The organism is Mycobacterium sp. B14F4 (assembly GCF_039871645.1).
In the GTDB taxonomy this organism is placed as follows: Bacteria; Actinomycetota; Actinomycetes; order Mycobacteriales; family Mycobacteriaceae; genus Mycobacterium.
Map to the genome: position 1 here is coordinate 264,507 of NZ_JBDPMF010000007.1, position 25,873 is coordinate 290,379.

Annotated in this window: 24 protein-coding genes; 14 read left to right on the forward strand and 10 right to left on the reverse strand. The window is 68.1% G+C overall.

Features of this window, described 5'->3' with window-relative positions:
• From ABGB19_RS20340 to ABGB19_RS20355, 4 genes are read right to left on the reverse strand one after another with little or no spacing between them, the layout of a single operon-like run.
• Window positions 1–222, reverse strand: a complete 222-nt coding sequence (locus ABGB19_RS20340) for a DUF167 domain-containing protein (RefSeq protein ID WP_347687787.1) — start codon at window positions 220–222, stop codon at window positions 1–3.
• Entirely contained in the window at window positions 219–893 is a 675-nt protein-coding gene (locus tag ABGB19_RS20345; RefSeq protein ID WP_347687788.1) for a TIGR02206 family membrane protein, read from the reverse strand. The genes ABGB19_RS20340 and ABGB19_RS20345 overlap by 4 nt, the downstream gene beginning before the upstream one ends.
• Window positions 883–2,082 carry a lipid-transfer protein gene (locus ABGB19_RS20350; RefSeq protein ID WP_347687789.1) on the reverse strand — a complete coding sequence of 400 codons (1,200 nt, stop codon included), beginning with the start codon at window positions 2,080–2,082 and terminating at the stop codon, window positions 883–885. The genes ABGB19_RS20345 and ABGB19_RS20350 overlap by 11 nt, the downstream gene beginning before the upstream one ends.
• Window positions 2,079–2,516 carry an OB-fold domain-containing protein gene (locus ABGB19_RS20355; RefSeq protein WP_347687790.1) on the reverse strand — a complete coding sequence of 146 codons (438 nt, stop codon included), beginning with the start codon at window positions 2,514–2,516 and terminating at the stop codon, window positions 2,079–2,081. Before ABGB19_RS20355 ends, ABGB19_RS20350 begins: the two co-directional genes overlap by 4 nt.
• A gap of 206 nt (window positions 2,517–2,722) precedes the next feature.
• On the opposite strand from ABGB19_RS20355, the gene ABGB19_RS20360 reads away from it, so the two are divergent.
• From ABGB19_RS20360 to polA, 5 genes are all read left to right on the forward strand, one after another.
• The gene (locus tag ABGB19_RS20360; RefSeq protein WP_347687791.1) at window positions 2,723–3,109 is read left to right on the forward strand and encodes a hypothetical protein; all 387 of its coding nucleotides are present in this window, start codon (window positions 2,723–2,725) and stop codon (window positions 3,107–3,109) included.
• A 13-nt stretch (window positions 3,110–3,122) separates the two neighbouring features.
• Complete coding sequence (locus ABGB19_RS20365; RefSeq protein WP_347687792.1) at window positions 3,123–3,575, forward strand: hypothetical protein; 453 nt, start codon at window positions 3,123–3,125, stop codon at window positions 3,573–3,575.
• 71 nt (window positions 3,576–3,646) lie between these two features.
• Window positions 3,647–6,202 carry a LuxR C-terminal-related transcriptional regulator gene (locus ABGB19_RS20370; protein ID WP_347687793.1) on the forward strand — a complete coding sequence of 852 codons (2,556 nt, stop codon included), beginning with the start codon at window positions 3,647–3,649 and terminating at the stop codon, window positions 6,200–6,202.
• Window positions 6,203–6,358: 156 nt separating this feature from the next.
• Window positions 6,359–8,194: a hypothetical protein gene (locus ABGB19_RS20375; protein ID WP_347687794.1), complete on the forward strand. Its 1,836-nt coding sequence runs from the start codon at window positions 6,359–6,361 to the stop codon at window positions 8,192–8,194.
• 120 nt (window positions 8,195–8,314) lie between these two features.
• Window positions 8,315–10,987 carry a DNA polymerase I gene (gene polA / locus ABGB19_RS20380; protein ID WP_347687835.1) on the forward strand — a complete coding sequence of 891 codons (2,673 nt, stop codon included), beginning with the start codon at window positions 8,315–8,317 and terminating at the stop codon, window positions 10,985–10,987.
• A 1-nt stretch (window position 10,988) separates the two neighbouring features.
• Here polA and ABGB19_RS20385 read toward each other — a convergent pair whose 3' ends face one another.
• The 3 genes from ABGB19_RS20385 to ABGB19_RS20395 are packed head-to-tail and all read right to left on the reverse strand — an operon-like array spanning window position 10,989 to window position 12,823.
• Complete coding sequence (locus ABGB19_RS20385; RefSeq protein WP_347687795.1) at window positions 10,989–11,216, reverse strand: hypothetical protein; 228 nt, start codon at window positions 11,214–11,216, stop codon at window positions 10,989–10,991.
• Window positions 11,210–11,623, reverse strand: a complete 414-nt coding sequence (locus ABGB19_RS20390; RefSeq protein WP_347687796.1) for a LysE family translocator — start codon at window positions 11,621–11,623, stop codon at window positions 11,210–11,212. The genes ABGB19_RS20385 and ABGB19_RS20390 overlap by 7 nt, the downstream gene beginning before the upstream one ends.
• Before the next feature lie 30 nt (window positions 11,624–11,653).
• A complete protein-coding gene (locus ABGB19_RS20395) occupies window positions 11,654–12,823 on the reverse strand; it encodes a PrsW family intramembrane metalloprotease (protein ID WP_347687797.1) in 1,170 nt (389 codons plus the stop codon).
• Window positions 12,824–13,111: 288 nt separating this feature from the next.
• On the opposite strand from ABGB19_RS20395, the gene rpsA reads away from it, so the two are divergent.
• Window positions 13,112–14,557: a 30S ribosomal protein S1 gene (gene rpsA, locus ABGB19_RS20400; protein ID WP_347687798.1), complete on the forward strand. Its 1,446-nt coding sequence runs from the start codon at window positions 13,112–13,114 to the stop codon at window positions 14,555–14,557.
• Window positions 14,558–14,634: 77 nt separating this feature from the next.
• The gene (gene coaE / locus ABGB19_RS20405; protein ID WP_347687799.1) at window positions 14,635–15,846 is read left to right on the forward strand and encodes a dephospho-CoA kinase; all 1,212 of its coding nucleotides are present in this window, start codon (window positions 14,635–14,637) and stop codon (window positions 15,844–15,846) included.
• Window positions 15,847–15,849: 3 nt separating this feature from the next.
• Here coaE and ABGB19_RS20410 read toward each other — a convergent pair whose 3' ends face one another.
• Together ABGB19_RS20410 and ABGB19_RS20415 are read right to left on the reverse strand one after the other, a co-directional pair.
• On the reverse strand, window positions 15,850–16,413 hold the full coding sequence (locus ABGB19_RS20410) for a hypothetical protein (RefSeq protein ID WP_347687800.1): 564 nt from the start codon (window positions 16,411–16,413) through the stop codon (window positions 15,850–15,852).
• 199 nt (window positions 16,414–16,612) lie between these two features.
• On the reverse strand, window positions 16,613–17,137 hold the full coding sequence (locus ABGB19_RS20415) for a DUF402 domain-containing protein (protein WP_347687836.1): 525 nt from the start codon (window positions 17,135–17,137) through the stop codon (window positions 16,613–16,615).
• A gap of 73 nt (window positions 17,138–17,210) precedes the next feature.
• Between ABGB19_RS20415 and uvrB the strand changes: the two genes are divergently transcribed.
• Genes uvrB through ABGB19_RS20430 form a run of 3 tightly spaced genes read left to right on the forward strand, consistent with a single transcriptional unit; the run spans window position 17,211 to window position 21,694 of the window.
• Complete coding sequence (gene uvrB, locus ABGB19_RS20420) at window positions 17,211–19,361, forward strand: excinuclease ABC subunit UvrB (RefSeq protein WP_347687801.1); 2,151 nt, start codon at window positions 17,211–17,213, stop codon at window positions 19,359–19,361.
• A gap of 49 nt (window positions 19,362–19,410) precedes the next feature.
• The gene (locus ABGB19_RS20425) at window positions 19,411–20,814 is read left to right on the forward strand and encodes an MFS transporter (protein ID WP_347687802.1); all 1,404 of its coding nucleotides are present in this window, start codon (window positions 19,411–19,413) and stop codon (window positions 20,812–20,814) included.
• Window positions 20,815–20,824: 10 nt separating this feature from the next.
• Window positions 20,825–21,694 carry a hypothetical protein gene (locus ABGB19_RS20430; RefSeq protein WP_347687803.1) on the forward strand — a complete coding sequence of 290 codons (870 nt, stop codon included), beginning with the start codon at window positions 20,825–20,827 and terminating at the stop codon, window positions 21,692–21,694.
• Here ABGB19_RS20430 and ABGB19_RS20435 read toward each other — a convergent pair.
• Window positions 21,691–22,434 (reverse strand): MgtC/SapB family protein, encoded by a 744-nt coding sequence (locus tag ABGB19_RS20435; protein WP_347687837.1) that lies wholly within the window; start codon window positions 22,432–22,434, stop codon window positions 21,691–21,693. The genes ABGB19_RS20430 and ABGB19_RS20435 overlap by 4 nt on opposite strands.
• A gap of 99 nt (window positions 22,435–22,533) precedes the next feature.
• Between ABGB19_RS20435 and ABGB19_RS20440 the strand changes: the two genes are divergently transcribed.
• The 4 genes from ABGB19_RS20440 (at window position 22,534) to ABGB19_RS20455 (ending at window position 25,849) form a co-directional block, all read left to right on the forward strand.
• A complete protein-coding gene (locus ABGB19_RS20440; RefSeq protein ID WP_347687804.1) occupies window positions 22,534–23,286 on the forward strand; it encodes a DUF899 domain-containing protein in 753 nt (250 codons plus the stop codon).
• A 471-nt stretch (window positions 23,287–23,757) separates the two neighbouring features.
• Complete coding sequence (locus ABGB19_RS20445; protein ID WP_347687805.1) at window positions 23,758–23,937, forward strand: TetR family transcriptional regulator; 180 nt, start codon at window positions 23,758–23,760, stop codon at window positions 23,935–23,937.
• 337 nt (window positions 23,938–24,274) lie between these two features.
• Window positions 24,275–25,318, forward strand: coding sequence for a hypothetical protein (locus ABGB19_RS20450; protein WP_347687806.1), 1,044 nt, complete (start codon window positions 24,275–24,277; stop codon window positions 25,316–25,318).
• Window positions 25,319–25,576: 258 nt separating this feature from the next.
• Window positions 25,577–25,849 (forward strand): hypothetical protein, encoded by a 273-nt coding sequence (locus ABGB19_RS20455; protein WP_347687807.1) that lies wholly within the window; start codon window positions 25,577–25,579, stop codon window positions 25,847–25,849.
• The last annotated feature ends 24 nt before the right edge of the window (window positions 25,850–25,873 follow it).

The following is a 25,873-nucleotide window of genomic DNA, read 5'->3' on the forward strand; positions in this document are numbered from 1 at the left end:
CTAGGTGATCCGAAATCGCTTCACGCGCGATTTCGCCCCGGACACCAGTTGCACTCGACCGGTGGGCACCCCGAGGTGTGCGGCCAGCAGCTTGGCGACCGCTTCGGTGGCCTTTCCCTCGATCGCCCGCTCACGGACGTAGACGGTGAGAGCGCCCGCGCTGTCGGTTTCGACGAGCGGGCCCTTGGAACTGCCGGGTTTCACCCGGACGACGACGATCATCGCCGCTGCCAGGGCCAGGTTATGAGCGCCCAGGCGACGGCGACCAGCGCCGTGCCGACCAAGACGTACACGGGCCAGGGCCCCATGAAATCCAGCAGCGATGCCGTCGCCGGCTTCGAGTTCAGGAAGCCGTAGTTGGTACCCGCGATGGCGTTGAACGTGATCGTGACCGCTCCCCACACCAGGGTGACCAGGACCGCGAACCGAAGGCTGCGCCAGTCGGGTCGCATGCGACGCCCCCAGGTCAGGTAGACGGCGGCCCACACCACCACCAGGTGGATCGCGTAGAACGCGAGGAATCGGTAGTGCGGGAAGTCCGGGCCACGCAGCACTGGTGAGATCAGCGCCTGCACGCTCAGCACCAGTCCCCAGTAGTAGGTCAAGGCGTACGCCCAATGTCGTTGCGTCCACAGTGCATACGCGGCGACGATCGTCGCGAGATCGGTGAGTTGCAGCGGCACGGAGTAGCCGATGTCCGGCGGGATCAGGTTGTAGACCAGGATCGCGGCGTAGATGGCCGCGGTCACTGCTCCGAGGATCCGGCCGAAGCGACGTGACTGTTCGTCGGACTGCCTGCGTCCCGTCCACACCAGCAGGGCAACGCCGATCACGAACACCGCCAGCGCGCCCCAATACGAGGGGCCGTAGGGCTGAAAGTCGCTAGCGCGCAACGATTACCGAGGAGCCGTGTCCGAAGAGGCCTTGGTTGGCGGTGATGCCGACGGTGGCGTTTTCGACTTGGCGGCCGGTGGCTTGGCCCTTGAGTTGCCAGGTCAGTTCGCAGACCTGGGCGATGGCTTGGGCGGGGATGGCTTCACCGAAGCAGGCCAGTCCGCCGGAGGGGTTGACCGGGGTGGTTCCGCCGATGGTGGTGGCCCCGCTGCGCAGCAGGTGTTCGGCCTCGCCCTTGGCGCACAGCCCGAGGTGTTCGTACCAGTCCAGTTCCAGCGCGGTGGACAGGTCGTAGACCTCGGCCAGGCTCAGGTCCTCGGGTCCGATGCCGGCTTCGGCGTAAGCGGCGTCGAGGATCTGGTCTTTGAACACCCGCTCGGGTGCGGCGACCACGGCGGTGGAATCGGTGGCGATATCGGGCAGTTCGGGCAGATGCTGGGGGTATTGCGGGGACTGCAGGCTGACCGCGCGAACCGAGGGCACCCCTTCGACCGAGCCGAGGTGCTTTTCGGCGAACGCCCTGCTGGCCACCACCAGCGCCGCCGCCCCGTCGGAGGTCGCGCAGATGTCCAACAGTCGCAACGGGTCGGAGACCACCGGGCTGGCCAGCACGTCGTCGATGGTGGATTCCTTGCGATAACGCGCATTCGGATTGTCCAAGCCGTGCTTGGCATTCTTGACCTTGACCGCGGCGAAGTCCTCCAACGTGGCGCCGTAGAGGTCCATGCGTCGGCGCGCCAGCAACGCGAAGTACACGGTGTTGGTCGCCCCGATCAGATGGAACCGCTGCCAATCGGGGTCATTGCGGCGTTCCCCGCCGACCGGGGCGAAGAACCCCTTGGGCGTGGTGTCGGCGCCGATCACCAACGCCACATCACACAACCCGGCCAGAATCTGGGCCCGCGCGCTCTGCAGCGCCTGCGAACCGCTGGCACAGGCGGCGTAGCTCGACGTCACCGGCACCCCGTTCCAGCCCAGCTTCTGGGCGAACGTGGCCCCGGCCACGAAACCGGGATAGCCGTTGCGGATGGTGTCCGCGCCGGCGACCAGTTGGATCTGGCGCCAATCCAGGCCGGCTTCGGCCAGCGCGGCCCGCGCAGCCACAACGCCGTACTCGGTGAAGTCGCGGCCCCACTTGCCCCACGGGTGCATCCCCGCACCCAGGATGTACACCGGCTCAGGCCTCATGACGCGATCCTCCACGCGTGCACGACCCGCTCGACACCGTCGTCGTCCACATACAGCGGCATCGTGGTCAACTCCATCTCCATGCCGACCTTCAAGTCGGCGGCCAGCGTGCCCTCGACGACCTTGCCCAACACGATCAGGCCTTCGTCGGCCAACTCGACCGCAGCCACCGCGAACGGCTCGAACGGATCCGGCGCCGGATACGGCGGCGGGGGAGCGTAACGGTTCTCGGTGTAACTCCACAGCTTCCCGCGCCGCGACAACGGCACCTGAGCAAGCTCGTCACCGTCACACGCGGGGTTGGGGCAGTTATTGGCCCGCGGCGGGAACACATACGTCCCACACCGATGACACTTACCGCCGATCAGATACGGCAACCCCGAACCGTCCGTCGCAAACCAGCCGTCAATCGCCGGTTGAGTGGATGCTGACACCCGGTCAGCGTACCGAGTCACGCCGGAGAACTGAAACGTGTTCCAGTTTCGGGGTCCGTGCATGACTGGGGTAGTGCGCTACCCCAGCCGGATGTGCGTCCGGCACCGACGATGTCGTTGTTGGGATCGGTAGCCACGGCGACGGTCTGTACTCATCCGCATGACGACGTCACCGGGACGACGTCCGGAACGATTGGACAACATCGATGGGACTCTTCGACAAGGCGAAGAAGGCGGCTCAGCAGGCCGGGCAGGCGTTCGCGCAGCAGGGCGGCCAGCAGCAGGACGGAATGGTGCACGTGCGCGGTGCCGGACCGATCGACACGGCGATGTTCGGCGGTCCGTCGACGCGGTCGGTGGCCGCCGATGACCCGATCTGCCAGCCGATCAACGGAATCTCCTTGCAGGACTATGCCGATCTCGCGCGGGACGCGCAGGCCCGCGGAATCAACAACGAGGCCGGCATGATCACCCTCGCCCAGGAGCGTGGCTGGGATCCGGCGGACACCAAGGCCGCGCTCGACGGCTGGGTACAGCGGATGGGCCAGTCGATGGCCGTCGGTCAGCAGTTCCGCAAGTTCCTCGGCTACTGAGCGAATCCTCGCCATGGCCAACGTGTTCAAGGACTGGGCGCGGATGTACCGCAGCGGCCAGCAGTATCTGGAGTCGCAGGGGCGCCCTTCGTCGTTCCTCGGCCAGATCGTCGACATCCCGAACCGGATTCACGAGGCGGCCGACGCCTCGGAGATCGGTATGACGATGATGCGGCACTCACAGCTGACGAACGGAGCAGGCGTGCCCGCGACCGTCACGGTCGAGGGCGTGTGGCAGGTCGGTTCCTACCTGAACACGTCGCCGGTGCTGCGGATCCAGGTCCGCGTCGAACGCGAGGACGGCACCGCGCCCTACGGTGCCGTCTTCGACGAGGTCGTCGCGCACCTGCACACGGCGACGGTGCGACCGGGCGCGACGCTCGCGGTCTTCGTCGACCCGCAGAACCCCGTCGACATGGCGGTCGACTGGATCCGGACGGGTCGGCTCGGTCCGCCGCCGGCCTAGAGTTGCTCGATTCGCATGCACTGGGCGTTAATCGCCGGTGACGGGCAGTTCGTCGGCCCTAAAATTCGCTAGTGGACAACGACTGGCCGTTCACTGGTCGTGCACACGAAGTGGCGCAGATCGTGAGCGGCCTCTTGGGCGTCGACCCCTACGCCGGCGCGGTGGTCGTCGGCGACGCAGGCGTCGGCAAGAGTCGGCTGGCTCGAGAGGTCCTGGCGGCAGTGTCGGGGCAGTACGAGACTCGCTGGGTCGTCGCCACCAGATCCGGGCGTGCACTGCCGCTCGGAGCCTTCTCGGCATGGATCGGCGATGGCGGATCAGAACCCACGATGCTGGTCCGCTCGGTGATCGAGGCGGTGACCGCGGGCGATCGTCGGGTTGTCGTCGGAGTTGACGATGCGCACCTGCTCGACGAGCTGTCCGCGTTCGTGGTCCACCAACTCGTCCACCGTCGGCTCGCCAAGGTCGTCCTCACCGTCCGCAGCCACGAGCCGGCGCCTGAAGCGGTGACGGCGCTGTGGAAGGACCTGTACCTGGAGCGCATCCACCTGCCCGCGTTCTCCAAGGCAGAGTCCGGCCAGTTGCTGACCCGCGTCCTCGACGGGCAGTTGGAGACCTCGACCCTGCTCCGGTTGTGGAACCTGACCCGCGGCAATGTGCTTTTCCTGCGCCATCTCGTAGACCAGGAACTCGCACGCCGGCAGTGGTCCGTCCGCAACGGCACGTGGGCCTGGCACGGTGACGCCACGGCCTTCACGGAGCTGGCGGACCTCGTCACCTCGCAAATGGGGTCCCTGTCGGAGCCGTTGGCAGACGTCGTGGATCTGATCGCCGTCGCCGGGCCGCTGCAGTGCGATCTACTCGCCGAGGTCGTGGGTTGGCCGGTCGTCGAAGAAGCGCGGACCAGAGGTCTGATCGGCATCGAGCACGACGCGGAGTCCGCCGTGGCACGCCTGGGTCACCCGCTGTACGGCGAAGTTCGCCGTTGGAGGACCAGCGGTCAGCGTGGTCGTCACCTGCGGGGCCGGATTCTGCGCGCGCTTCCGGACGCCGCACCACCCGACTCGCAGGAGCAACTGCGTCGCGCACTGCTGTGGCTCGACTCTGACCTGCCGCCCGACGGCCAGTTGTTCACCGCGGCTGCAGGCATTGCGATGCAGTTGTTGGATCCAGCTCTCGCAGAACGGCTTGCGGGTGAAGCCCGGCGAGTCGATCCGACATATGAATCGACCTACCTGCACGCGTTCGCATTGCATCTGATCGGGCGGGCGCCCGAGGCCGAACGCATCCTCGCCGGCATTTCGGAGAGGGATGTCTCACCGGATGAGTTCGCAAACCTCGCCATGTTCCGGGCAGCCAACCTGTATTGGGTCCTCGGGCGGACGGTCGAGTCGCGTCGCGTGCTCGACGACGCGCAATCCCGGCTCCCGGCCGCGTCACACGGTGTCCTGATCGCCTACCGCGTCTTGTTGGAAGCCGCCGAAGGCTCGGCCGCCAGGGCTCTCGCCGCGGCCGAAACGGTGGACAGCGCCCAGCTTTCGGATGTGGCTGCGATGAACCTGAACTACGCGCTGGTTCTGGCGTGCGGGTACGCCGGCCGCGGCAACGACGCGGTCGAGGCGGCCAGACGCGGTTACGAGTTGGCCGATCGCTCACGAGGTGCGGCTCCGATGCTGTTCGGCTTCACCGAACACCACCTTCAGGCCCTCGTCTTCGCTGGGCACCTGAGGGAAGCGGAAGCGCTGGCTCAGCGCGTCGCCCGCAGGACCGTCGGCACTCCGGTGGCGTCATCGGCCTACGCGGCGTTGTTCATGGGCCATATCCAGCTCGGAACCGGACGGGTCGGGGCCGCGTGCACTTCGCTGGAGGAGGCCGTAGCCACATTCACTTCGCTCGGCAATGTGAAGTTGGGTGACGTGTTGTCCAAGTGCGATCTCGTCGTCGCGCTGGCGACCGCCGGCGACGTGGAAACCTCGGCGGCGGTGTTGACGGCGTTGGAAGCCGAGCACAATCCCTTCGGCTACCTCGAGCCCCGCTGTGTCCTTGCCCGGGCCTGGGTTTCGGCGGCCGAAGGCGCGCTGACGGCCGCGGTGATGCAAAGCCTGCACGCTGCCGAGATCGCCCGGCACGGGGGTTATTTCGCGCAGGAGGCGGTGTGTCTGCACACCGCGGCGCGATTCGGTGACACGACGTCGGCGACGCGGCTGGCCGAGCTGCGCGACACCATCGAGGGCCCACGCATTTCCGCCATCGCCGCGCATGCCGATGCGTTGGCCCACGGGGACCCACACAGGCTTTCGCAGGCCTCGCGCCTCTTCGAGGACTTCGGTGACCTCGCGGCGGCCGTCGACGCGGCGGCACATTCGGCCGACGTGTATCGACGGCGAGACCAACGAGGGTCCGCTCTGACGGAGTTGGCGCGCGCGCACGAGCTCGCGGAAGCCTGCGGCGGCTTGGCAACGCCCGCCCTGCGCGCGGTCGAGTCGGATCTGCTGACCGGCCGGCAGCGGGAGGTCTTGGCGATGGCGGCGCGCGGCTTTACCAATCGCGACATCGCGCAGCGGCTGAACGTCTCCGTGCGAACCGTCGAGGGACATCGGTACCGCGCCACGAAGCGGAAGGCGTAGTCGACATCCGCGAACGACGCGAAATGGCGTAGTCGCTGCGGCCGGCATGCCCGAAAAGGCGTAGTTCAGTACCCGTTCTGAGGGGGTCTGACCAGCACATACTTGCCTCACCACGACGTTGCACGCGCGTCGCTCAGGCGCGGCGGGGAGGACAGAATGTACGCGAATCACATCGGCCGGGTCGGAGCGCTGGCCGTCTTTCTGGGCATCGGAGCCGGGGTGGTGGCGCTGCCGGGCTTGGCCCAAGCGAAACCGGCCGACTCGGACAGGAATGCAAATGCACCGGGTCAGAACATGAGCATCTCGACCAACGGGGTCACCCGCGTCCAGAAGGGCACCGCAACGGCCACCAGCGACGGCCAGGGGTCGGTCGCGAGAGCCCGCGGGGATGGCAGCGTCGCGACTGCAGACGGCGACCACAACATGGCAACCGCGATCGGCACCGACAGCACCGCGACCGCCATCGGGGGAAGCGGCAACACGGCCACGGTTCAAGGTGACAACAGCACCGCGACCGTCAGCGGCGACAACAACACGGTGACCGTCACAGGCAACAACAGCACCGCGACCATCGGCACCGGCGACAGTCCCCTGGCCACCTTCAGCGCCACGACCGTCACGGACGCGAACGGCAACACGGTCACCGTCGACGGCGACTACAGCACGGCGACGGTGACCGGCGGATCCAACAACACCGTCACGATCACCGGCGACGGCAACGTCGCCACCGCGGGTGGTGACACCAACACCGCCACGGTCGACGGAACTTCCAGCACGGCGACCGCGACCGGCACCGGCAGCACCGCCTCCGTGACCGGAGTCAACAGCACGGCCACCGCGAGCGGCGACGGCAACACCGCCACGGTCACCGGGTTCCTCAGCACCGCGACCGCCGTCGACGGTGCCGGCAACACCGCAACCGTGACGGGCGACCACAGCACGGCCACGGCGGGCAGTGCGGGAGCCGTCGTAGGCGGCATCGACAACACCGCCACCGTCACCGGCAACTTCAGCACCGCGACCGCGACCGGCGGCGAAAACAACACCTCCATCGTCGACGGCGACAACAGTCGTGCCTATTCCGGGACCATCGTTGCCGACGGCGGAGACGTCTACGAGGGGAGCGGCAATCTGGCCTCTGTGTCAGGAAACGACAGCCTGGCGATCGCGCACAGCGGCGACGACAACACCGCGACCGTCGTCGGCGATGACAGCCGCGCCTTCACCTACCTCGGAGACGGCAACACCGCCACCGTCACCGGCGATGACGGTGTCGCCGAGGCGGGCGCGGGCAATGGCAATATCGCCGTCGTCACCGGTTACAACAGCGAGGCTCACGCATACGCCGGCAACGACAACACCGCCATCACCACCGGCGACAACAGCCATACCGACGCGGAGAGTGGCAACAACAACGTCGCGACGGTCGACGGAAACAACAGTTCGGCCGCATCGGGTAGCGGCGACAACAACACCGCCACCGTCGACGGTGATGGGAGCAGGGCTTTCGCCGGCCAAACCTTCACCGGCAGTCCTGGTGACGGCAATGACGGCAACACCGCCATCGTCGTCGGTGACAACAGCATCGCCGACGCAAACCTCGGCGACGAGAACTACGCGGAGGTGTACGGCAATAACAGCACGGCAATCGCCAGTCGCGGCGATGACAATCAGGCGGGCGTGCTCGGTGATTTCAGCTCCGCGGGGGCGGGGTTCGGCGACAACAACGAAGCCATCGTCAACGGCACAGGCAGCGAGGCCACGGCGGCGTTCGGTGACAACAACCTCGCCTTCGTCTGGGGGAACGGCAGCGATGCTCAAGCGGGCGGCACCCTGTTCGGCCCCGGCACTTGGAACACTGCCAGCATCATCGGCAACGGCAGCACCGTCACGGCGGGCGGGGCCAATGCCGACTACACCTACCTGGTGGTGGAAGGCGACGGACTCAACTTGAGCGTTGGACCCGACGACTTCGACACCACCCCCAACTGAGCTGGTAGCCACGCCGCCGGTGTCGGCGGCGGTGCATAGAGTAGGGCCGTGAGCCCAGCGAGCACCGCCACCGACAAGAAGACGGCCGCCGACGGCACGCCGGACGCCAAGCCGACACTGATGCTGCTGGACGGCAACTCACTGGCCTACCGGGCGTTCTACGCGCTGCCCGCCGAGAACTTCAAGACCCGAAACGGGTTGACCACCAACGCGGTCTACGGCTTCACCGCAATGCTGATCAACCTGCTGCGCGACGAGCAGCCCACTCACGTCGCGGCCGCCTTCGACGTGTCCCGGCAGACGTTCCGGGTCGACAAGTACCCCGAGTACAAGGCCGGCCGGTCCTCGACACCCGACGAGTTCCGCGGCCAGATCGACATCACCAAGGAGGTACTCGGGGCGCTGGGCATCACGGTGCTCGCCGAGCCCGGCTTCGAGGCCGACGACATCATCGCCACGCTGGCCACGCAGGCCGCCGACGGCGGCTACCGCGTGCTGGTGGTGACCGGTGACCGCGACTCACTGCAACTGGTCAACGACGACGTCACCGTGCTGTACCCGCGCAAGGGCGTCAGCGAGCTGACCCGGTTCACCCCGGACGCGGTCCTGGAGAAGTACGGTCTGACCCCGCTGCAGTACCCCGACTTCGCCGCCCTGCGGGGGGATCCCAGCGACAACCTGCCCGGCATCCCGGGTGTGGGCGAGAAGACGGCCACCAAGTGGATCGCCGAGTACGGCTCGCTGCAGTCGCTTGTCGACAACGTCGACGCGGTCAAGGGCAAGGTCGGCGACGCGCTGCGGGCGAACCTGTCGAGTGTCGTGCTCAACCGCGAGCTCACCGACCTGGTCAAAGACGTACCCCTGGCGCAGACCCCGGACACGCTGCGAATGCAGCCCTGGGACCGCGATCAGATTCACCGGCTCTTCGATGATCTCGAGTTCCGCGTGCTGCGCGACCGGTTGTTCGAGACGTTGGCTTCCGCCGATCCGGAGGTCGACCAGGGCTTCGACGTGCGCGGTGGCGCACTGGAAGCCGGGGAGCTGGCCGCCTGGCTGGCCGAGCACAGCTCCGGCAAGCGCTTCGGGATGGCGGTGGTGGGCACGCACCTGGCGTACGACGCCGACGCCACCGCGCTCGCGATCGTCGCCGCCGACGGCGACGGGCGGTACATCGACACCTCGACGCTGAGCGGCGAGGACGAGCAGGCGCTCGCGGCCTGGCTCGCCGATCCGGAAACACCGAAGGCGCTGCACGAAGCCAAGCTGGCGATGCACGACCTCGAGGGCCGCGGCTGGAAACTGTCCGGCGTCACCTCCGACACCGCACTGGCGGCATACCTGGTCCGGCCGGGGCAGCGCAGCTTCGCCCTCGACGACCTCTCGTTGCGATACCTCAAGCGCGAGTTGCGTGCGGACAACCCTGAGCAGCAACAGCTTTCACTGCTCGACGACAGTGACGGCGTCGACGACCAGGCGGTGCAGACCGTCATCCTGAGGGCGAAAGCGGTAATGGACCTCGCCGAAGCACTCGACGAGGAGCTGGCCCGCATGGAATGTTCCTCGCTCCTCGGCGATCTGGAACTGCCGGTGCAGCGGGTGCTCGCCGAGATGGAGACCGCGGGCATCGCAGTCGACCTCAACCAGCTCGGCGAGCTGCAGTCCGAGTTCGCCGACATGATCCGGGACGCCGCCGAGGCGGCCTACGCGGTGATCGGCAAGCAGATCAACCTCGGCTCGCCCAAGCAGCTGCAGGTGGTGCTGTTCGACGAGCTGGAGATGCCGAAGACCAAGCGCACGAAGACCGGCTACACCACCGATGCCGACGCGCTGCAGTCGCTGTTCGACAAGACCGGACACCCGTTCCTGCAGCATCTGCTGGCGCACCGCGACGCCACCCGGCTGAAGGTCACCGTCGACGGGTTGCTCAATTCCGTTGCCTCCGACGGGCGCATCCACACGACGTTCAATCAGACGATCGCCGCGACGGGGCGGTTGTCGTCGACCGAGCCGAACCTGCAGAACATCCCGATCCGCACCGACGCCGGTCGGCGCATCCGCGACGCGTTCGTGGTCGGCAAGGGCAGCCGGGGTGACTTTGCCGAGCTGATGACCGCTGACTACAGCCAGATCGAGATGCGCATCATGGCGCACCTGTCACAGGACGCGGGCCTGATCGAGGCGTTCAACACCGGTGAGGATCTGCACTCGTTCGTGGCGTCGAGGGCATTCGACGTGCCCATCGACGAGGTGACGCCCGACTTGCGGCGCCGGGTCAAGGCGATGTCGTACGGGCTGGCGTACGGCTTGAGCGCCTACGGGCTGGCGGCGCAGCTCAAGATCTCCACCGAGGAAGCCAAGGTGCAGATGGAGCAGTACTTCGCGCGGTTCGGCGGAATCCGCGACTATCTGCGCGACGTCGTCGACCAGGCCCGCAAGGACGGCTACACCTCGACGGTGTTCGGCCGCAGGCGCTATCTGCCCGAACTCGACAGCAGCAACCGCAACGTGCGCGAGGCCGCCGAGCGCGCCGCGCTCAACGCTCCGATCCAGGGCAGTGCCGCCGACATCATCAAGGTGGCGATGATCAACGTCGACACTGCGCTCAAGGAGGCCGGCCTGAAGTCGCGGATCCTGCTCCAGGTGCACGACGAGCTGCTCTTCGAGGTCGCCAACGGGGAGCGCGACGCCGTCGAGAAGCTGGTGCGCGACAAGATGGGCAGCGCCTACCCGCTCGACGTGCCGCTCGAGGTCTCCGTCGGCTACGGCCGCAGCTGGGACGCCGCAGCGCACTGAGTCAGCGGGCCTCCGCGGCCAGTCCGACGCCCATTGCCACCAGAATGGCGCCCATCGCGCGTTCGATCCGGCGACGAATGGGCATGCGGCTCAACAATTCCCGCGCCCGGGTGGCAGCGAGCACGACGCCCGCGCACCACGCCGTGTCGATGACGAGCTGGATCACCGCCAGCACCAGCAGTGTGGGCAGCACCGCACCGCTCGGCGGCAGGAACTGCGGGATCACCACAATCCCGAAGGCGCCGCCTTCGGGTTGGCGGCGATGGACAGTAGCGCCGCGCGGAACGCCGCCACCGGTGTCCTGCCGCGCGGTTCGTTCGACGGCGTGATCGTTGCCGGGTGATTGGCGGTGCGCCAGGCGCTGACCCCGAGCCAGATCAGGATCGCGGCGCCGATCACGTGCAGGGCAAGCGACAGCGCCCTGTTCGCCATCAACAGCACCGACAGTCCCGCGCCACCCGCCAGCGTCCAGCCGAAGATCCCGATCTCGTTGCCGACGACGGCGGCGAGCCCTGCCGCGCGCCCATCCCGCACCGAGCGGTGCAGGAACAGCGCCGTCGCGGGTCCCGGCAGCGCAGCAAGGATCAGACACGCGACCAGAAAAGCCGGCATGACGTCGAACAGGTGGGCGGCCATGTCAGCAGTATCTCGCGCTCGGCAAGGAGGTTACGGCCGCAGCGGTGAGCGGTAGTCGGCCAGCCACTGCAGCGTCGGTGCGGCTGCGCGGGCGGCGTGCACGCCGTAGGCCTCCTCCGTCTGCATCGCGTAGATCCGCTCGTCGCCGAACCCGCGGTCGATGCGATCGCGCACGAAGGCCAGTTCGACGACCTGGGCCGCGAACCTCTTCACCGTCTTCGCCGCCGGCTTCCCGCCCGCCCGGCCGGCCGCGGCGACCGCCGCTTTGCGGGTGCGGATCGAGCCCAGCCAGGTGGCCTCGTTGGGGGTGACCAGCCCGGCCTGCACCATGCCGGGCAGCTTGGCCGCGACGATGCGCTGCTCCCGGCGACGGCTCTGCACGGCGAGCACAATCGCCAGCGCGAAGATCGGCATCATCCACAGCACGTACACGCCGAAGTACCACTCGATTCCCAGCAACGAGGACCCGTTCCACAGCCCGTGCATGACGACCGCCGCCAGATACCCCAGGCCGATGTAGGCGAGCTTGGCGAGCTGACTGCGGCGGTGCAGCGCGAAGAACACGCCGATCGCGAAGAACGTGGTGAACAGGGAGTGCGCGAACGGCGCCATGATCAGCCGCAGCGCAGCGGTGAGCAGTGAGTCGCCGAGCGACTCGCCGCCGGCGATGTAGAGGATGTCCTCGAGCCAGGCGAAGCCGGCGCCGACCAGGCCGGCGTACACCAGGCAGTCCGTCAGCGAGTTGAGCTCATGGCGGCGCCGGCCGGTCATCATGAGCAGCAGAAACGCCCCTTTGGCCGCCTCCTCGATCACCGGCGCGCCGATGGCGGTCGACACCCAGCCGATCGATTCCGCGTCGCCCTGCGCGATCAACGACTCGAGGTAGAGGCCGAGGATCACCGACAACACCACGGCGACGGACGTGCCCCACAGGAATGCGAAGATCAGCAGCCGCGGCGGCTCGGGCTCCCACCGGTCCAGCCAGACGTAGCACAGCACCACGACCACCATCGCCACGCTGGACAGCACGAAGCCGATGGCGGCGCCGACCGGGTTGAGCGCGGTCAGGGCGATGAGAATGAGGCCAGCGACCGTGCCCAGAAGGATGAGCACGACGAGCGGAGCGCCGACCGTGCGGACTTTGCGCTCAAACGGCGGTGCGATGGGCCAGGTCTGGTGCGGCGCGCCCGGAAACGACACCAGAGCAGGGTAGCTGGGGGCGGTGCGCCGCCGAACGTAACGCCACGGCGGGTTCTGCGCGTTGAAATCCCCCCGCCACGTTACAGTCGGCGCTGAGGCAGCCGAGCTGCCGACAACCCTGTTCACACCGGCCACAGCCGTTACCGGGCGAACCGGGTTTGTCCAGCATGTGCACAGTCGAGTAACCTCGACGGGTACCTGTCTGCGGGTTTTCGTCGTCCGCGGCCGGTATCACCACAAATTCACGTCCAGTCCCTACGACCAAACCTGTCCGGAGCAACCCACCACATGCCAAGTCCCTCCGTCGCCTCGCCGCAAGTAGCCGTCAACGACATCGGCTCGAGCGAGGACTTTCTCGCCGCCATCGACAAGACCATCAAATACTTCAACGATGGCGACATCGTCGAGGGAACCATCGTCAAGGTTGACCGTGACGAGGTCCTGCTCGACATCGGCTACAAGACCGAAGGCGTCATTCCCTCCCGTGAGCTGTCCATCAAGCACGACGTCGACCCCAACGAGGTCGTTTCCGTGGGCGATGAGGTCGAAGCTCTGGTCCTCACCAAGGAGGACAAGGAAGGCCGCCTCATCCTGTCCAAGAAGCGCGCGCAGTACGAGCGCGCCTGGGGCACCATCGAAGAGCTCAAGGAAAAGGACGAGGCCGTCAAGGGCACCGTCATCGAGGTCGTCAAGGGCGGCCTGATCCTCGACATCGGCCTGCGCGGCTTCCTGCCCGCGTCACTGGTCGAGATGCGTCGCGTCCGCGATCTGCAGCCGTACATCGGCAAGGAGATCGAGGCCAAGATCATCGAGCTCGACAAGAACCGCAACAACGTGGTGCTCTCCCGCCGCGCCTGGCTCGAGCAGACCCAGTCCGAGGTGCGCAGCGAGTTCCTCAACCAGCTCACCAAGGGCGCCATCCGCAAGGGCGTGGTGTCCTCGATCGTCAACTTCGGCGCGTTCGTCGATCTCGGCGGCGTCGACGGGCTGGTGCACGTCTCCGAACTGTCCTGGAAGCACATCGACCATCCGTCCGAGGTGGTCAACGTCGGTGACGAGGTCACCGTCGAGGTGCTCGACGTCGACATGGACCGTGAGCGGGTTTCGCTGTCGCTCAAGGCAACTCAGGAAGATCCGTGGCGCCACTTCGCCCGCACCCACGCGATCGGCCAGATCGTCCCGGGCAAGGTCACCAAGCTGGTGCCGTTCGGTGCGTTCGTCCGCGTCGAGGAGGGCATCGAGGGCCTGGTGCACATCTCCGAGCTGTCCGAGCGCCACGTCGAGGTCCCGGACCAGGTGGTGCAGGTCGGCGACGACGCGATGGTCAAGGTCATCGACATCGACCTGGAGCGGCGCCGCATCTCGCTGAGCCTCAAGCAGGCCAACGAGGACTACACCGAGGAGTTCGACCCGTCGAAGTACGGCATGGCCGACAGCTACGACGAGCAGGGCAACTACATCTTCCCCGAGGGCTTCGACTCCGAGACCAACGAATGGCTCGAGGGCTTCGAGAAGCAGCGTGAGGAGTGGGAGTCCCGCTACGCCGAGGCCGAGCGCCGGCACAAGATGCACACCGCGCAGATGGAGAAATTCGCCGCAGCTGAGGCGGAAGCCGCAGCGGCTCCCTCGTCGGCCAACGGTGTGTCACGTGGCGACGAGCCGTCCGCCGGCGGATCGCTCGCCAGCGACGCCCAGCTCGCGGCGCTGCGGGAGAAGCTCGCAGGCAACGCCTGACCAGTTCGATCGACGGACGCCCCGGCTCAGCACGAGTCGGGGCGTTCGTCGTCCGGCGGCCCTGACACACTGTTGCGGTGCTGCGCATTGGGTTGTCCGGCGGGATCGGCGCCGGGAAGTCGACGGTGTCCGCGACGTTCAGCGAACTCGGCGGCATCGTCGTCGACGGTGACGTGATCGCCCGCGAGGTCGTCGAACCGGGCACCGAGGGCCTGGCCAGACTCGTCGAGACATTCGGCGAGGGCATCCTGGCCGAAGACGGCGCCCTGAACCGGCCCGCGTTGGCGGCGATCGCGTTCAGCGACGAGGACAAGCGCCAAACGCTCAACGGCATCGTGCACCCGCTGGTGGCGCACCGCCGCTCGGAGCTGATCGCTGCTGCCGCGGAGGACGCCGTGATCGTCGAGGACATCCCGCTACTGGTCGAGTCCGGCATGGCGCCGATGTTCCCTCTGGTGGTGATCGTGCACGCCGAGGAGGACCTGCGGGTGAAGCGGCTGATCGAGCATCGCGGCTTCAGCGAGCAGGATGCGCGGGCCCGGATCGCCGCGCAGGCCACCGAGGACCAGCGCCGGGCCGTCGCCGACGTGTGGCTGGACAATTCCGGCACGGCGGGCGAGTTGGTGGAGGCGGCCCGCGCGCTGTGGCACGAGCGCATCCTGCCCTTCGCGCACAACCTGCACAGCGGGACGCCCGCTCACGCCGAGCCCGTGCTGGTGCCGTACGACCCCGCGTGGCCGGATCAGGCGCGTCGGATCGTCGCGCGGTTGACCACCGCGTGCGGACACCGCGCGCTCCGCATCGACCACATCGGTTCGACGGCGGTATCCGGGATGGACGCCAAGGACGTGGTCGACGTGCAGGTGACGGTCGCGTCGCTCGAGGTCGCCGACGAACTCCGCGAGGCGCTGACGGCCGCCGGCTACGTGCACCGGCCGATCACGGCCGACGTCGGGAAGCCGGACGCGCGCAGCACGGTCGCCGAATTCGACCAAACGAACAACGACTCCTTGTGGCGCAAGCGGATTCACTGCTCCGCCGACCCCGGCCGACCCACCAACGTCCATCTGCGCGTCCACGGATGGCCCGGCCAGCAGTTCGCGTTGCTGTTCGTGGACTGGCTGCGCGCGAATCCCGGGGTGCAGGCCGACTACCTCGCGGTGAAACACCGCGTCGTCGCGGAGGGGCATGCGAGAACCGACGCCTACGCCGACGCGAAGGAACCCTGGTTCCTCGACGCCTATCGACGCGCGTGGGAGTGGGCGGACACCACGGGGTGGCGGCCGTAGCGGTCAGGCGGGCGGGAGGGCTGCCGGATCCGCCGGCGGCGCGGCCGCCGGATCCACGGGCGGAAGCGCCGCGGCGTCGGTGTTCAACGGGGCGCCGCACTGCAACGTGCCGTACTGCGGGTCGTCTTTGGGGCGCAGCAGCCTCGGTGCGATGAACTGGTCGGCCTGGGCGACGATCTGGTCGTCGACCAAGATCTCGCAGTGCAGGTTCGATCCGTACGGCCAGTCGATCGACACTTCCATGCCGGCCAGCTTCGGATCGTCGAGAACCGTGTTGACCTCGAACGTCCGCCCCGGCAGCAGGGTGGGCTGTTCGCTGTTGACGTTCGTGTCGTCGATCTTGTAGGCCACCACCGCACCGCGGGACGTCCCGTCCGCGCGGGCGCGATAGATGACGTTGTGCGCCAACCCGTCGTCCGCGGCCGGCTGCTCGGGCAGAACCGGCTGCTCGACGGCGGGCGGCGGGGGAGGCTCGGTGCTCGGCTGGGCCGATGCGGCCGCCGACGAGCCCATCAACACTGCCGCAGCGGCCGCGGCAGCCGTCGATCTGCGCAGGATGGGGCTCATGTGACCGAAGACTACCGTTCGCGTCTGTCCGGGCAAATTCGCAGTCCTTACCATCACAATCAAGATCGGTGCCCGGCGGTCTACCGTTACGCGCCCACGGCGACCGTGGTACCGGCGCAGACGGCGGGACCACCGGCAGCAAACGGCAGCAAACGGCAGCAACGGCAGCAACGGCTAAGCGCTGCCCCCTGGTGGTGGCTCACTCGTCGGACGCACTGGCCTTGCCGCGCCAGGTGAGCGCCATTTCGTGGCCCGCCAGCCAGCGGTCGAGGTCGTAGTCGTGCCGGGCCAGTCCGTCGACCGCGGACACCGCCGTCTGCACCGCTTCCTCGCCCGTTTCCGGTGTCAGCAGGCCGTGTCGGACGGCCGTGAGCAGCTCGTCGATGTCGGCGACCTCCACTCCGACGCCGGTGCGCACCACCAGATCGAGGTAGTGGTCCTCGGAGTGCCAGGCCGGTCGCCCTGGGGTGTAGCGACCGACGTCGAGGTAGTAGTCCTGGTCTCGTTCGTGGCCGGGATTGAAGTGGAACACCGTCGCGCGCAACCGCAGCGACGGCAGCAGCCACGACTCCATGTAGTGGAACTGGGCGCGGCCGGGGGTGGGGCGGGCCATGTAGAGCCCCCACGGCTGCTCGGAGTAGGTGTCGACGGCCCGCACGATGCCCTTGGGATCGGTGTTGGTGCGGGCGCTCAGGTCGAACGTCTCGTGCTTGGGAGCGTGGATGCCGTCACGCTAGCGCGTTCGCGGCACCGGCGGGGAATGAAGTTGTCGGTGTGCACGCTTAACCTGGTGAATTATGGCCTTCGCTACCGAACATCCCGTGCTTGCGCACTCGGAGTACCGCCCCGTCGACTCTGTCGTGCGCACCGGCGGCCGCTTCGAGGTGGTCAGCCCGTACGCGCCCGCCGGCGATCAGCCCGCCGCGATCGACGACCTCGAGCGCCGCATCAGGGCGGGGGAGCACGACGTGGTGCTGCTGGGCGCCACAGGTACGGGGAAGTCGGCGACCACGGCGTGGCTCATCGAGCGGGTGCAGCGGCCCACCCTGGTGATGGAGCCCAACAAGACGCTCGCCGCCCAGATGGCCAACGAGTTACGGGAGATGTTGCCGCACAACTCCGTTGAGTACTTCGTCTCGTACTACGACTATTACCAGCCCGAGGCGTACATCGCGCAGACCGACACCTACATCGAGAAGGACAGCTCGATCAACGACGACGTCGAGCGGCTGCGGCACTCCGCGACATCGAGCCTGCTGTCACGTCGGGACGTCGTCGTGGTCGCGTCGGTGTCGTGCATCTACGGTCTGGGCACGCCGCAGTCGTACCTGGACCGCAGCGTCGAGCTCAAGGTCGGCGACGAGGTTCCGCGTGACGCGCTGCTGCGACTGCTCGTCGACGTCCAGTACACGCGCAACGACATGGCGTTCACCCGTGGTTCGTTCCGGGTGCGCGGGGACACCGTCGAGATCATCCCGTCCTACGAGGAGTTGGCCGTCCGAATCGAGTTCTTCGGCGACGAGGTCGAGGCGCTGTACTACCTGCACCCGCTGACGGGCGACGTGGTGCGCCAGGTGGACTCGCTGCGGATCTTCCCGGCGACGCACTATGTCGCGGGACCGGAGCGGATGGCCCACGCGATCTCGACCATCGAGCAGGAACTCGAGGAGCGGCTGGCCGAGCTGGAGGGTCAGGGCAAGCTGCTCGAGGCACAGCGGCTGCGGATGCGGACCAACTACGACGTCGAGATGATGCGCCAGGTCGGCTTCTGCTCGGGGATCGAGAACTACTCGCGCCACATCGACGGCAGGCCGGCCGGATCGGCGCCCGCGACGCTGCTGGACTACTTCCCCGAAGACTTCCTGCTCGTCATCGACGAGTCGCACGTGACGGTGCCGCAGATCGGCGGCATGTACGAGGGCGACATGTCCCGCAAGCGCAATCTGGTCGACTTCGGCTTCCGGCTACCGTCGGCTGTCGACAACCGCCCGCTCACCTGGGAGGAGTTCGCGGACCGGATCGGGCAGACGGTGTACCTGTCGGCGACTCCGGGGCCCTACGAGCTGAGCCAGTCCGGCGGCGAGTTCGTCGAACAGGTCATCCGCCCGACGGGCCTGGTCGACCCGAAGGTGGTGGTCAAGCCCACCAAGGGGCAGATCGACGACCTGATCGGCGAGATCCGCAAGCGCACGGAGCGCGACGAGCGCGTCCTGGTCACCACGCTGACCAAGAAGATGGCCGAAGACCTCACCGATTACCTGCTCGAGATGGGGATCCGGGTCCGCTACCTGCACTCCGAGGTCGACACGCTGCGCCGCGTCGAGTTGCTCCGGCAGTTGCGCCTCGGCGAGTACGACGTGCTGGTCGGCATCAACCTGCTGCGCGAGGGCCTCGACCTGCCGGAGGTGTCGCTGGTGGCGATCCTCGACGCCGACAAGGAAGGCTTCCTGCGCTCCACCCGCAGCCTGATCCAGACGATCGGCCGCGCGGCCCGCAACGTGTCCGGCGAAGTGCACATGTACGCCGACAACATCACCGACTCGATGCGCGAGGCCATCGACGAGACCGAGCGCCGGCGCGCCAAGCAGATCGCCTACAACGAGGCCAACGGCATCGACCCGAAGCCGTTGCGCAAGAAGATCGCCGACATCCTCGACCAGGTGTACCGCGAGGCCGACGATGTGGAGGTCGGTGGTTCGGGCCGCAACGCGTCGCGTGGTCGTCGCGCGCAGGGTGAGCCCGGACGCGCGGTCAGCGCCGGGATCATCGAGGGCCGCGACACGTCGAACATGCCCCGAGCCGAACTGGCCGACCTGATCAGGGATCTCACCGAGCAGATGATGACCGCGGCGCGTGACCTGCAGTTCGAACTGGCGGCCCGCATCCGCGACGAGATCGCCGACCTGAAGAAGGAACTGCGCGGCATGGACGCCGCCGGCCTGAAGTAACACGCCCCAGGCTTGACCTCAACCTTGGTTGAGTTCGTAGCGTGAGCGCGTGACCGAAACCGCGCCGCTTCGCACGGGCAGCTGGCGTGAGCTGTTGGGTCCGAGGAACCTCGGCGCGTCGACCGTGCTCGCCGGCGGTGTCGCGTTGTACGCCACGAACGAGTTCCTGACGATCAGCCTGATGCCCAGCGCCGTCGCCCAGATCGGCGGCCAGCGGTTCTACGCCTGGGTGACCACCGTGTATCTGGTGGCATCGGTGATCGCCGCGACCACCGTGCACTCGACGTTGATGCGGTTGGGTCCACGCTTGTCATATCTGTTCGCGCTCAGCGTATTCGCGATGGGCAGCGTGATGTGCACCGCGGCGCCGTCCATGGAGGTCTTGCTGGTGGGCCGCACGGTGCAGGGCCTCGGCGGCGGACTGGTGGCCGGGCTGGGCTACGCGGTGATCAACACCGCCTTGCCCAACTGGTTGTGGACGAAGGCGTCGGCATTGGTGTCGGCGATGTGGGGAGTCGGCACCCTGGTCGGCCCGGCCGCGGGCGGGCTCTTCGCCCAATTCGCCTCGTGGCGTTGGGCGTTCGGCATGCTGGTGATCTTGACGACTGCGGTCGCCGCGCTCGTCCCCATCGCGTTACCCGCACGCAGGGACGCCGACGTCGACATACCCAGGGTGCCGATCCCGGTGTGGTCGCTGGTGCTCTTGGGCTCGGCGGCGCTGGCGGTCAGCGTGGCGGGCGTGCCGCGCCAGGCGTGGGCCACCGCGACGACGCTGGTCCTCGGCGCACTGCTGGTGGCGGTCTTCCTGGTCGTCGACCGGCGGCTGCCCGCCGCGGTGTTGCCGCCCAGCACTTTCGGGCCGGGCCCGTTGAAGTGGATATACCTGTCGCTGGGTGTGTTGATGGCGGCCACCATGGCCGACATGTACGTACCGCTGTTCGGTCAGCGGTTGGCGGGACTGACCCCCGTAGCGGCCGGGTTCCTGGCGGCGGGTCTGGCCATCGGATGGACGGTCGGCGAGATCGGCAGCGCATCGATGAGCAACGATCGGGCGATCGGACGGACCGTCGCCGTCGCACCCGCGGTGATGGCCGCCGGGCTGGGACTGACCGTACTCACGCTCCACGACGACGGCTCCGCGGTCCTGATCACGGCGTGGGCGCTCGCCCTACTCATCACCGGCACCGGCGTGGGCATCGCCTGGCCCCATCTGTCCGCATGGGCGATGAGCCGGGTCGACGACCCCGCAGAGGGCCCCGCGGCGGCCGCCGCGATCAACACCGTCCAACTGATGTGCGGCGCGTTCGGCGCTGGACTGGCCGGGGTGGTCGTGAACATGACCGAGACCGGAACCGCGACGCCCGCACGGTGGTTGTTCGCCGTGTTCGCGACCGTGGCCGCGCTCGGCTTGGTGGCGTCCACGCGAAGCGGGCGCCGGTCGCGCGCGGCGTAGGGTCAGTCGGATGGACGCATACGGCGCGGGCCGACTGACCCGCAGCATCGACTCACTGCATTCGCTGTCCTACTTCGTACCGGACGCCGCCGAGCGTTTCGGTGCACTCGGAATGCACGGTTTGACACCGTATTTCGCGGTGCGCTCCGCGCCGATGGGAGCGGTCACGGCCGAGGTGGTGGCGGCGACGTTTTATAACTTCAACCCGGACCTGGTGTCGAGGTCGATCCCACACGCGTGGACATTGGCATCGCCGCATGAGGTCACGGCGTTGCGGTACGAGATCGTCGAGGAGGTCGTGCCGCGGATCCTGGGTGCCGAGCTGGCGCGGTCGCCGGAACTGGCCCGGGCGACGGAGGTTCTGCGGCGTGCCGCCGAGTCGATTCCCAACGGCGACGGACGCCCGCTGTATGCCGGTCATGCCGGGCTGCCGTGGCCGGAGACGACACCGGGCCGGTTGTGGCACGCGGTCACGCTGCTGCGGGAGTATCGCGGTGACGGGCACACCGCGGCGCTGATCGCCAACGATCTCAACGGGCTCCAGGCGCTGATCAGCCACACCATCGCCGGTATCGGGTTCTCCGAGCAGTTCGCCCGCGCGCTGCGCGGCTGGAGCGACGAGCAGTGGGCCGACGGCCTCGAAAGCCTGCGATCGCGCGGCCTGATCGGCGCCGACGGCACGTTGACCGAGTCCGGCGCGCAGGTGCGCTCACGGGTCGAGGACCTCACCGACGACCTCGGGTACGCGCCGTGGTCGAAAGTGTCCGACGACGACGCGCAGGAGGTCGCGGCCGTCGCGAAAGCGATCCGTGACGCGGTGCTGTCCGCCAAGCTGTTTCCCGCGGAAGCGTTCGGCCCGCGCTACGGGGAGGCGCGTTAGTCGGGGTCGGCGTCCTCGTCGAGTTGGCGGATCGACGTGACGCCGTCGATCGCGGCCAGCGCGGCCGGTGCGGTCAGTATTCCGCGGCCCGCGAGGGTCAGCATCACCCCGGACTGGCCGGGGCCTGCACCGAACGGTTCGCCCGGCGAGTCCGCCGCCAGGTCGGTGAGCTGCCACTGTCGTCGCTCGCACGCCAGCAGCAACTGACTCATCACCCCGGTGCCTTCGGTGTAAGTGATGTGCATGCGGATCGATCCGCTCAGCCGCGCGGTCAACTGCCGCGCGACCGGCATGAAGCCCAGGACGATCAGGAAATGCATGGCCGTGACAGTGACCGCGAGCAACAGCAGTCCCGCGCCCGCCGCCATACCGATCGCGGCGGACTCCCAGACCGCCGCCGCGGTGGTCAGGCCGTGCACCGAGCCGCGCCGGAAAATGATGATGCCCGCACCGAGAAAGCCGATCCCCGAGACGATTTGGGCCGCCACGCGGGACGGGTCGACGACTACCAGGTTGTCCTGCAGCACATCCGTGAACCCGTACTTGCTCACCAACAGGATGAGGGCGGCCGCCGTACCGACGATGGTCTGGGTCCGCAACCCCGCGCTTTTGCCCTGGATCTCGCGTTCCAGGCCGATGAGCGCCGTCAGCCCGAACGCGACGAACAGCTCGACGATCTGGCGAGTGCCTTGCCCCGGCCCACCGAAGAACGGCGGATCCGCGGCCAGCCAGAGCTCCATGCGGACAAGTAAACCGTCGCCCTCGCCCGCGATCAGTTTCGGCACGCCGCGAGGTCTCCATCTATGAGAACCCGTTCCGACCGCCAAGGAGTGATTGCGATGACCTCGACCGCCTACCCCGACGTCGCCACCCGCGAGGAGTGGCTGGCAGCCCGCACGAAGCTGCTGGCCCGCGAACGGGAAGTGACGCATCTGCGCGACGCCGTCAACGCCGAGCGACGTCGCCTGCCGATGGTCCGGGTCGACAAGGACTACGTGTTCGAGGGACCCACGGGCGAGGCCCGGCTGATCGACATGTTCGAGGGCCGACCGCAGCTGTACGTCCACCACTTCATGTGGGTCGACGCGACCGACGAGGGCTGTCCGAGCTGCACCGCGGCGGCACAGCTGACGTTCACCGAGGGGGACCGCGCGCTGCTGGCGGCCAAGGGCGTGACGTTCGCCGCCGTCTCGCGGGCGCCGTACGCAAGCATCGCGCGCTACCGGGACAAGCACGGCTGGACGTTTCCGTGGTACTCGTCGCGCGACAACGACTTCACCTACGACTTGCACGTCACGCTCGACCCCGCCCGCGCGCCCGTCGAGTACAACTACAAGTCGCTCGACGAACTACACGCCGACGGGTGGACGGATGACGACCTGCGCGGTGACTGGCCGGGGGCGAGCGTGTTCCTGCGCCGCGGCGACAAGGTGTTCCACACGTATTCGGCCTATGCGCGGGGCCTGGACCACTCGTCCCCGGGCTACCCCTTCCTCGACCTGACGCCGTACGGCCGACAGGAGACGTGGGAGGACTCGCCGGCGGGCTGGCCGCGAGGCGTTGAGGCCGTAGGGGTTCCGACCGTGCGATAGCGTGCGCTGTTCGGTCCGCGACTGACGCTGTAGACGGCGGAGGCGCCAAGGACGAAGCAGGCCGCCGCGTACAGACGGCTTCCCGTCGGCGTTTCGTCGACCGTCATCCCGTCCGTGGCCGTGAAATAGTCGCCGAGCGCGCCGATCCACAGCACCCCCAGAACGATCAGGTACAGCGGGTCCACCACGCGGACCAACCCATTGGGCGGGGTGGCCACCGGATTGGTGGGGGACTGCCGCCACTGCCGCAACAGCACGGGGTGGTGTTCTGGCTCCGTCCGCCGAACAGCGACGTGGGCATGCTCAGGACGGCAAGTCCGACCGGGACCAGCGCGCCGGCGAGCACCGTGCGCCAAGCCAAGGTGCACCCGCGACGTGGCGGCCGGCCGCGCACGAGCAGTATGACGAGCAGGGTGATGACGACGACCGGACCGAGCGTGGCGAAGACGAACACACTCGTCATGGGCACCGATGCCAGCGGCCCAGACCACCGTGTCCGACATCGCCGTCGCGCTCGCCATCACCCGTGGGATCGTCTACCGGTACTTCGCCGGCACGGACGAATTGTTCACGGCAGTCGCCGAAGTCGCGCTCGGAAGGTCGAGGTGGTCGCCTACATCATCGAACGGCTTCCGCACGAACCGCAGTTGATCCTGCTGTTGGCGAACGACCGCTCGAACATGTTCAGCCGCGCCATGTTGACCGAGTTCTGCTACGGATGATTCAGTCGATGGTCGTGGCGCCCTCGGACCCGTCCCGGTCGGGAAGCGAACTGCGCGCATATCTGCATCGCTGGATCGGACCGGGGCTGACCGCGGACCGGGGCTGACGCCCCTTCGCCGGCGCTCACGAGTATTTGCTAGCAAAGCACACTGCGGCGCAAGGGTTTTCGGCCATCGGTCACCGCGACGCCACCGCTTCGCATCGGTTCGGTAACCGTCTCCCACGATCACTTGAGTAACGTTCGTAACACGCGGACGATTTGTCAGTGACCGCGCCGTGCCAGGATTCTGGATACTCCCTGTCGCGCATCCCGCATCATCTGGCGCTGACGGCCATGGCGGGCGCGGTGCTGGTGTGGCCCGCCCTCGGCTTGAGCGCGATAGGCTCGGCGGAGCCAAGCCCGGGTGTCCCGTGCCTGGACATGATCCAGAACTTCGCCGCGGCACCGCCGAGCATCCCTGAGTCACTCGAGACGGCCGCGTCTGCGGTCAACAACCTCGCACCCGCACCGGCCGCGTCGCTGCCCCCGGTCCCGCTCGACAGTCTGGTGCAGGGATTGACGGCCGCCGCCGCACCGCCCGTCGCGCCGCCGCCCGTGGCGCCGCCCCCGGTTCCGGCTGCCGCGCCCGCGGCCGCACCGCTTGTCGACGCGGCGGGCGTCGTCCCCCCGCCGGCGCCGCCGGTGCCCATGGCAGCCGCCCCGCTGGCCGCCGCCGTCCCACCCGTTCCGCCGGTTCCCGTCGTGGTCCCGCCGGCGCCGCCACTGCCCGCGGCCGCTGCACCAGCCGCGGCGCCGATCACCGACGCCGCAGGTGCCCTGCCGCCCGCTGTTCCCGCGGCGGCACCGCCGCCGGTCGAAGCCGCCCCGCCACCCCCGCCACCGCCGCCCGCGGCACCCCCGATCGAAGCCGCGCCACCACCTCTGCCGCCCGCGGCACCGCCGATCGAGGCTGCGCCGCCAGCTCCGCCACCCGCAGCGCCACCGCCCGCTCCCGCAGCCCCGCCCGTCGAAGCGGCACCGCCGCCAGCCCCACCACCGCCACCGGTCGAGGCCGCCCCGCTCATCGACGCTGCCGCGGTGGCGCCCGCGCCCGTCGCGCCCGTTCCTGCGCCTGTGGCCGCCCCGCCGGTGCCCGTGCCGGTGGCGCCGATCGCCGATGCGGTGCCTGGTCTGCCACTTCTGCCGACCAACCTGCCGATGCCGTCGGATCTCGTTTGCGAGGGCACGGCTTGGTCGGCCGAACGCGCACCAGACGACGACGCCGCGCCCGCGCCGGAGGTTCCGGCACCAGAGCGCGATCGCTGGTAGACAGCGTCGTCGGGCTCACAACTGCTTTGCAGGGACCGTCCAGGGCCGAGGGTGGTGTCCCGGCAGGCAAATCTCCAACCGTCAATCACGCTGTGGTACAGCGCTATTCAGCGCATCGAAGAAGCACGCGCACTCGCCTTTGCTGAGCATCGGCCGACGACACCAGGCCGCGCCGCCCATGGTCGGCGCAACGTCCGTAGGGATAAAATCGAACCGGGTCGGAGTGGGTAAATTTGCTGCATCAGTAGGGGTTTGGTCGTGACTGTGAAGAAGATCGGAGCGCAGGCGGCGCTCGTCGGAGCGTTGGGATTCACCGCACTGGGTGTAGGTGCAGGTGTTGCCAACGCCGAGCAACCGCTACCCAGCACACCGGGTATGAGCTGGAAGCTCGACAAGGACTGGGATGACTGGGACGACCGTGGCTGGCGCCGCTGGGACGAACCGCGCTACTGGAATGGGCCACAGTACGGCGGCGCATGTGCATGGGTGCCGCCCGCCGTATCGATGTGGGTGCCGCCGGCCGTCTGCTGACCGAAAGCCAAGACGGAGCGCGAG

What these genes read in the sequence shown, in the direction of transcription:
- ABGB19_RS20375 (WP_347687794.1), top strand. Translation starts at nt 6,359, where the DNA reads ATGTACGCGAATCACATCGGCCGGGTCGGAGCGCTGGCCGTCTTTCTG.
- ABGB19_RS20430 (WP_347687803.1), top strand. Translation starts at nt 20,825, where the DNA reads ATGGACGCATACGGCGCGGGCCGACTGACCCGCAGCATCGACTCACTG.
- ABGB19_RS20435 (WP_347687837.1), bottom strand. Translation starts at nt 22,434, where the DNA reads ATGGAGCTCTGGCTGGCCGCGGATCCGCCGTTCTTCGGTGGGCCGGGG.
- uvrB (WP_347687801.1), top strand. Translation starts at nt 17,211, where the DNA reads ATGGCCTTCGCTACCGAACATCCCGTGCTTGCGCACTCGGAGTACCGC.
- ABGB19_RS20440 (WP_347687804.1), top strand. Translation starts at nt 22,534, where the DNA reads ATGACCTCGACCGCCTACCCCGACGTCGCCACCCGCGAGGAGTGGCTG.
- ABGB19_RS20365 (WP_347687792.1), top strand. Translation starts at nt 3,123, where the DNA reads ATGGCCAACGTGTTCAAGGACTGGGCGCGGATGTACCGCAGCGGCCAG.
- ABGB19_RS20445 (WP_347687805.1), top strand. Translation starts at nt 23,758, where the DNA reads ATGCCAGCGGCCCAGACCACCGTGTCCGACATCGCCGTCGCGCTCGCC.
- ABGB19_RS20410 (WP_347687800.1), bottom strand. Translation starts at nt 16,413, where the DNA reads ATGAGCCCCATCCTGCGCAGATCGACGGCTGCCGCGGCCGCTGCGGCA.
- polA (WP_347687835.1), top strand. Translation starts at nt 8,315, where the DNA reads ATGCTGCTGGACGGCAACTCACTGGCCTACCGGGCGTTCTACGCGCTG.
- ABGB19_RS20360 (WP_347687791.1), top strand. Translation starts at nt 2,723, where the DNA reads ATGGGACTCTTCGACAAGGCGAAGAAGGCGGCTCAGCAGGCCGGGCAG.
- rpsA (WP_347687798.1), top strand. Translation starts at nt 13,112, where the DNA reads ATGCCAAGTCCCTCCGTCGCCTCGCCGCAAGTAGCCGTCAACGACATC.
- ABGB19_RS20390 (WP_347687796.1), bottom strand. Translation starts at nt 11,623, where the DNA reads ATGGCCGCCCACCTGTTCGACGTCATGCCGGCTTTTCTGGTCGCGTGT.
- ABGB19_RS20350 (WP_347687789.1), bottom strand. Translation starts at nt 2,082, where the DNA reads ATGAGGCCTGAGCCGGTGTACATCCTGGGTGCGGGGATGCACCCGTGG.
- ABGB19_RS20340 (WP_347687787.1), bottom strand. Translation starts at nt 222, where the DNA reads ATGATCGTCGTCGTCCGGGTGAAACCCGGCAGTTCCAAGGGCCCGCTC.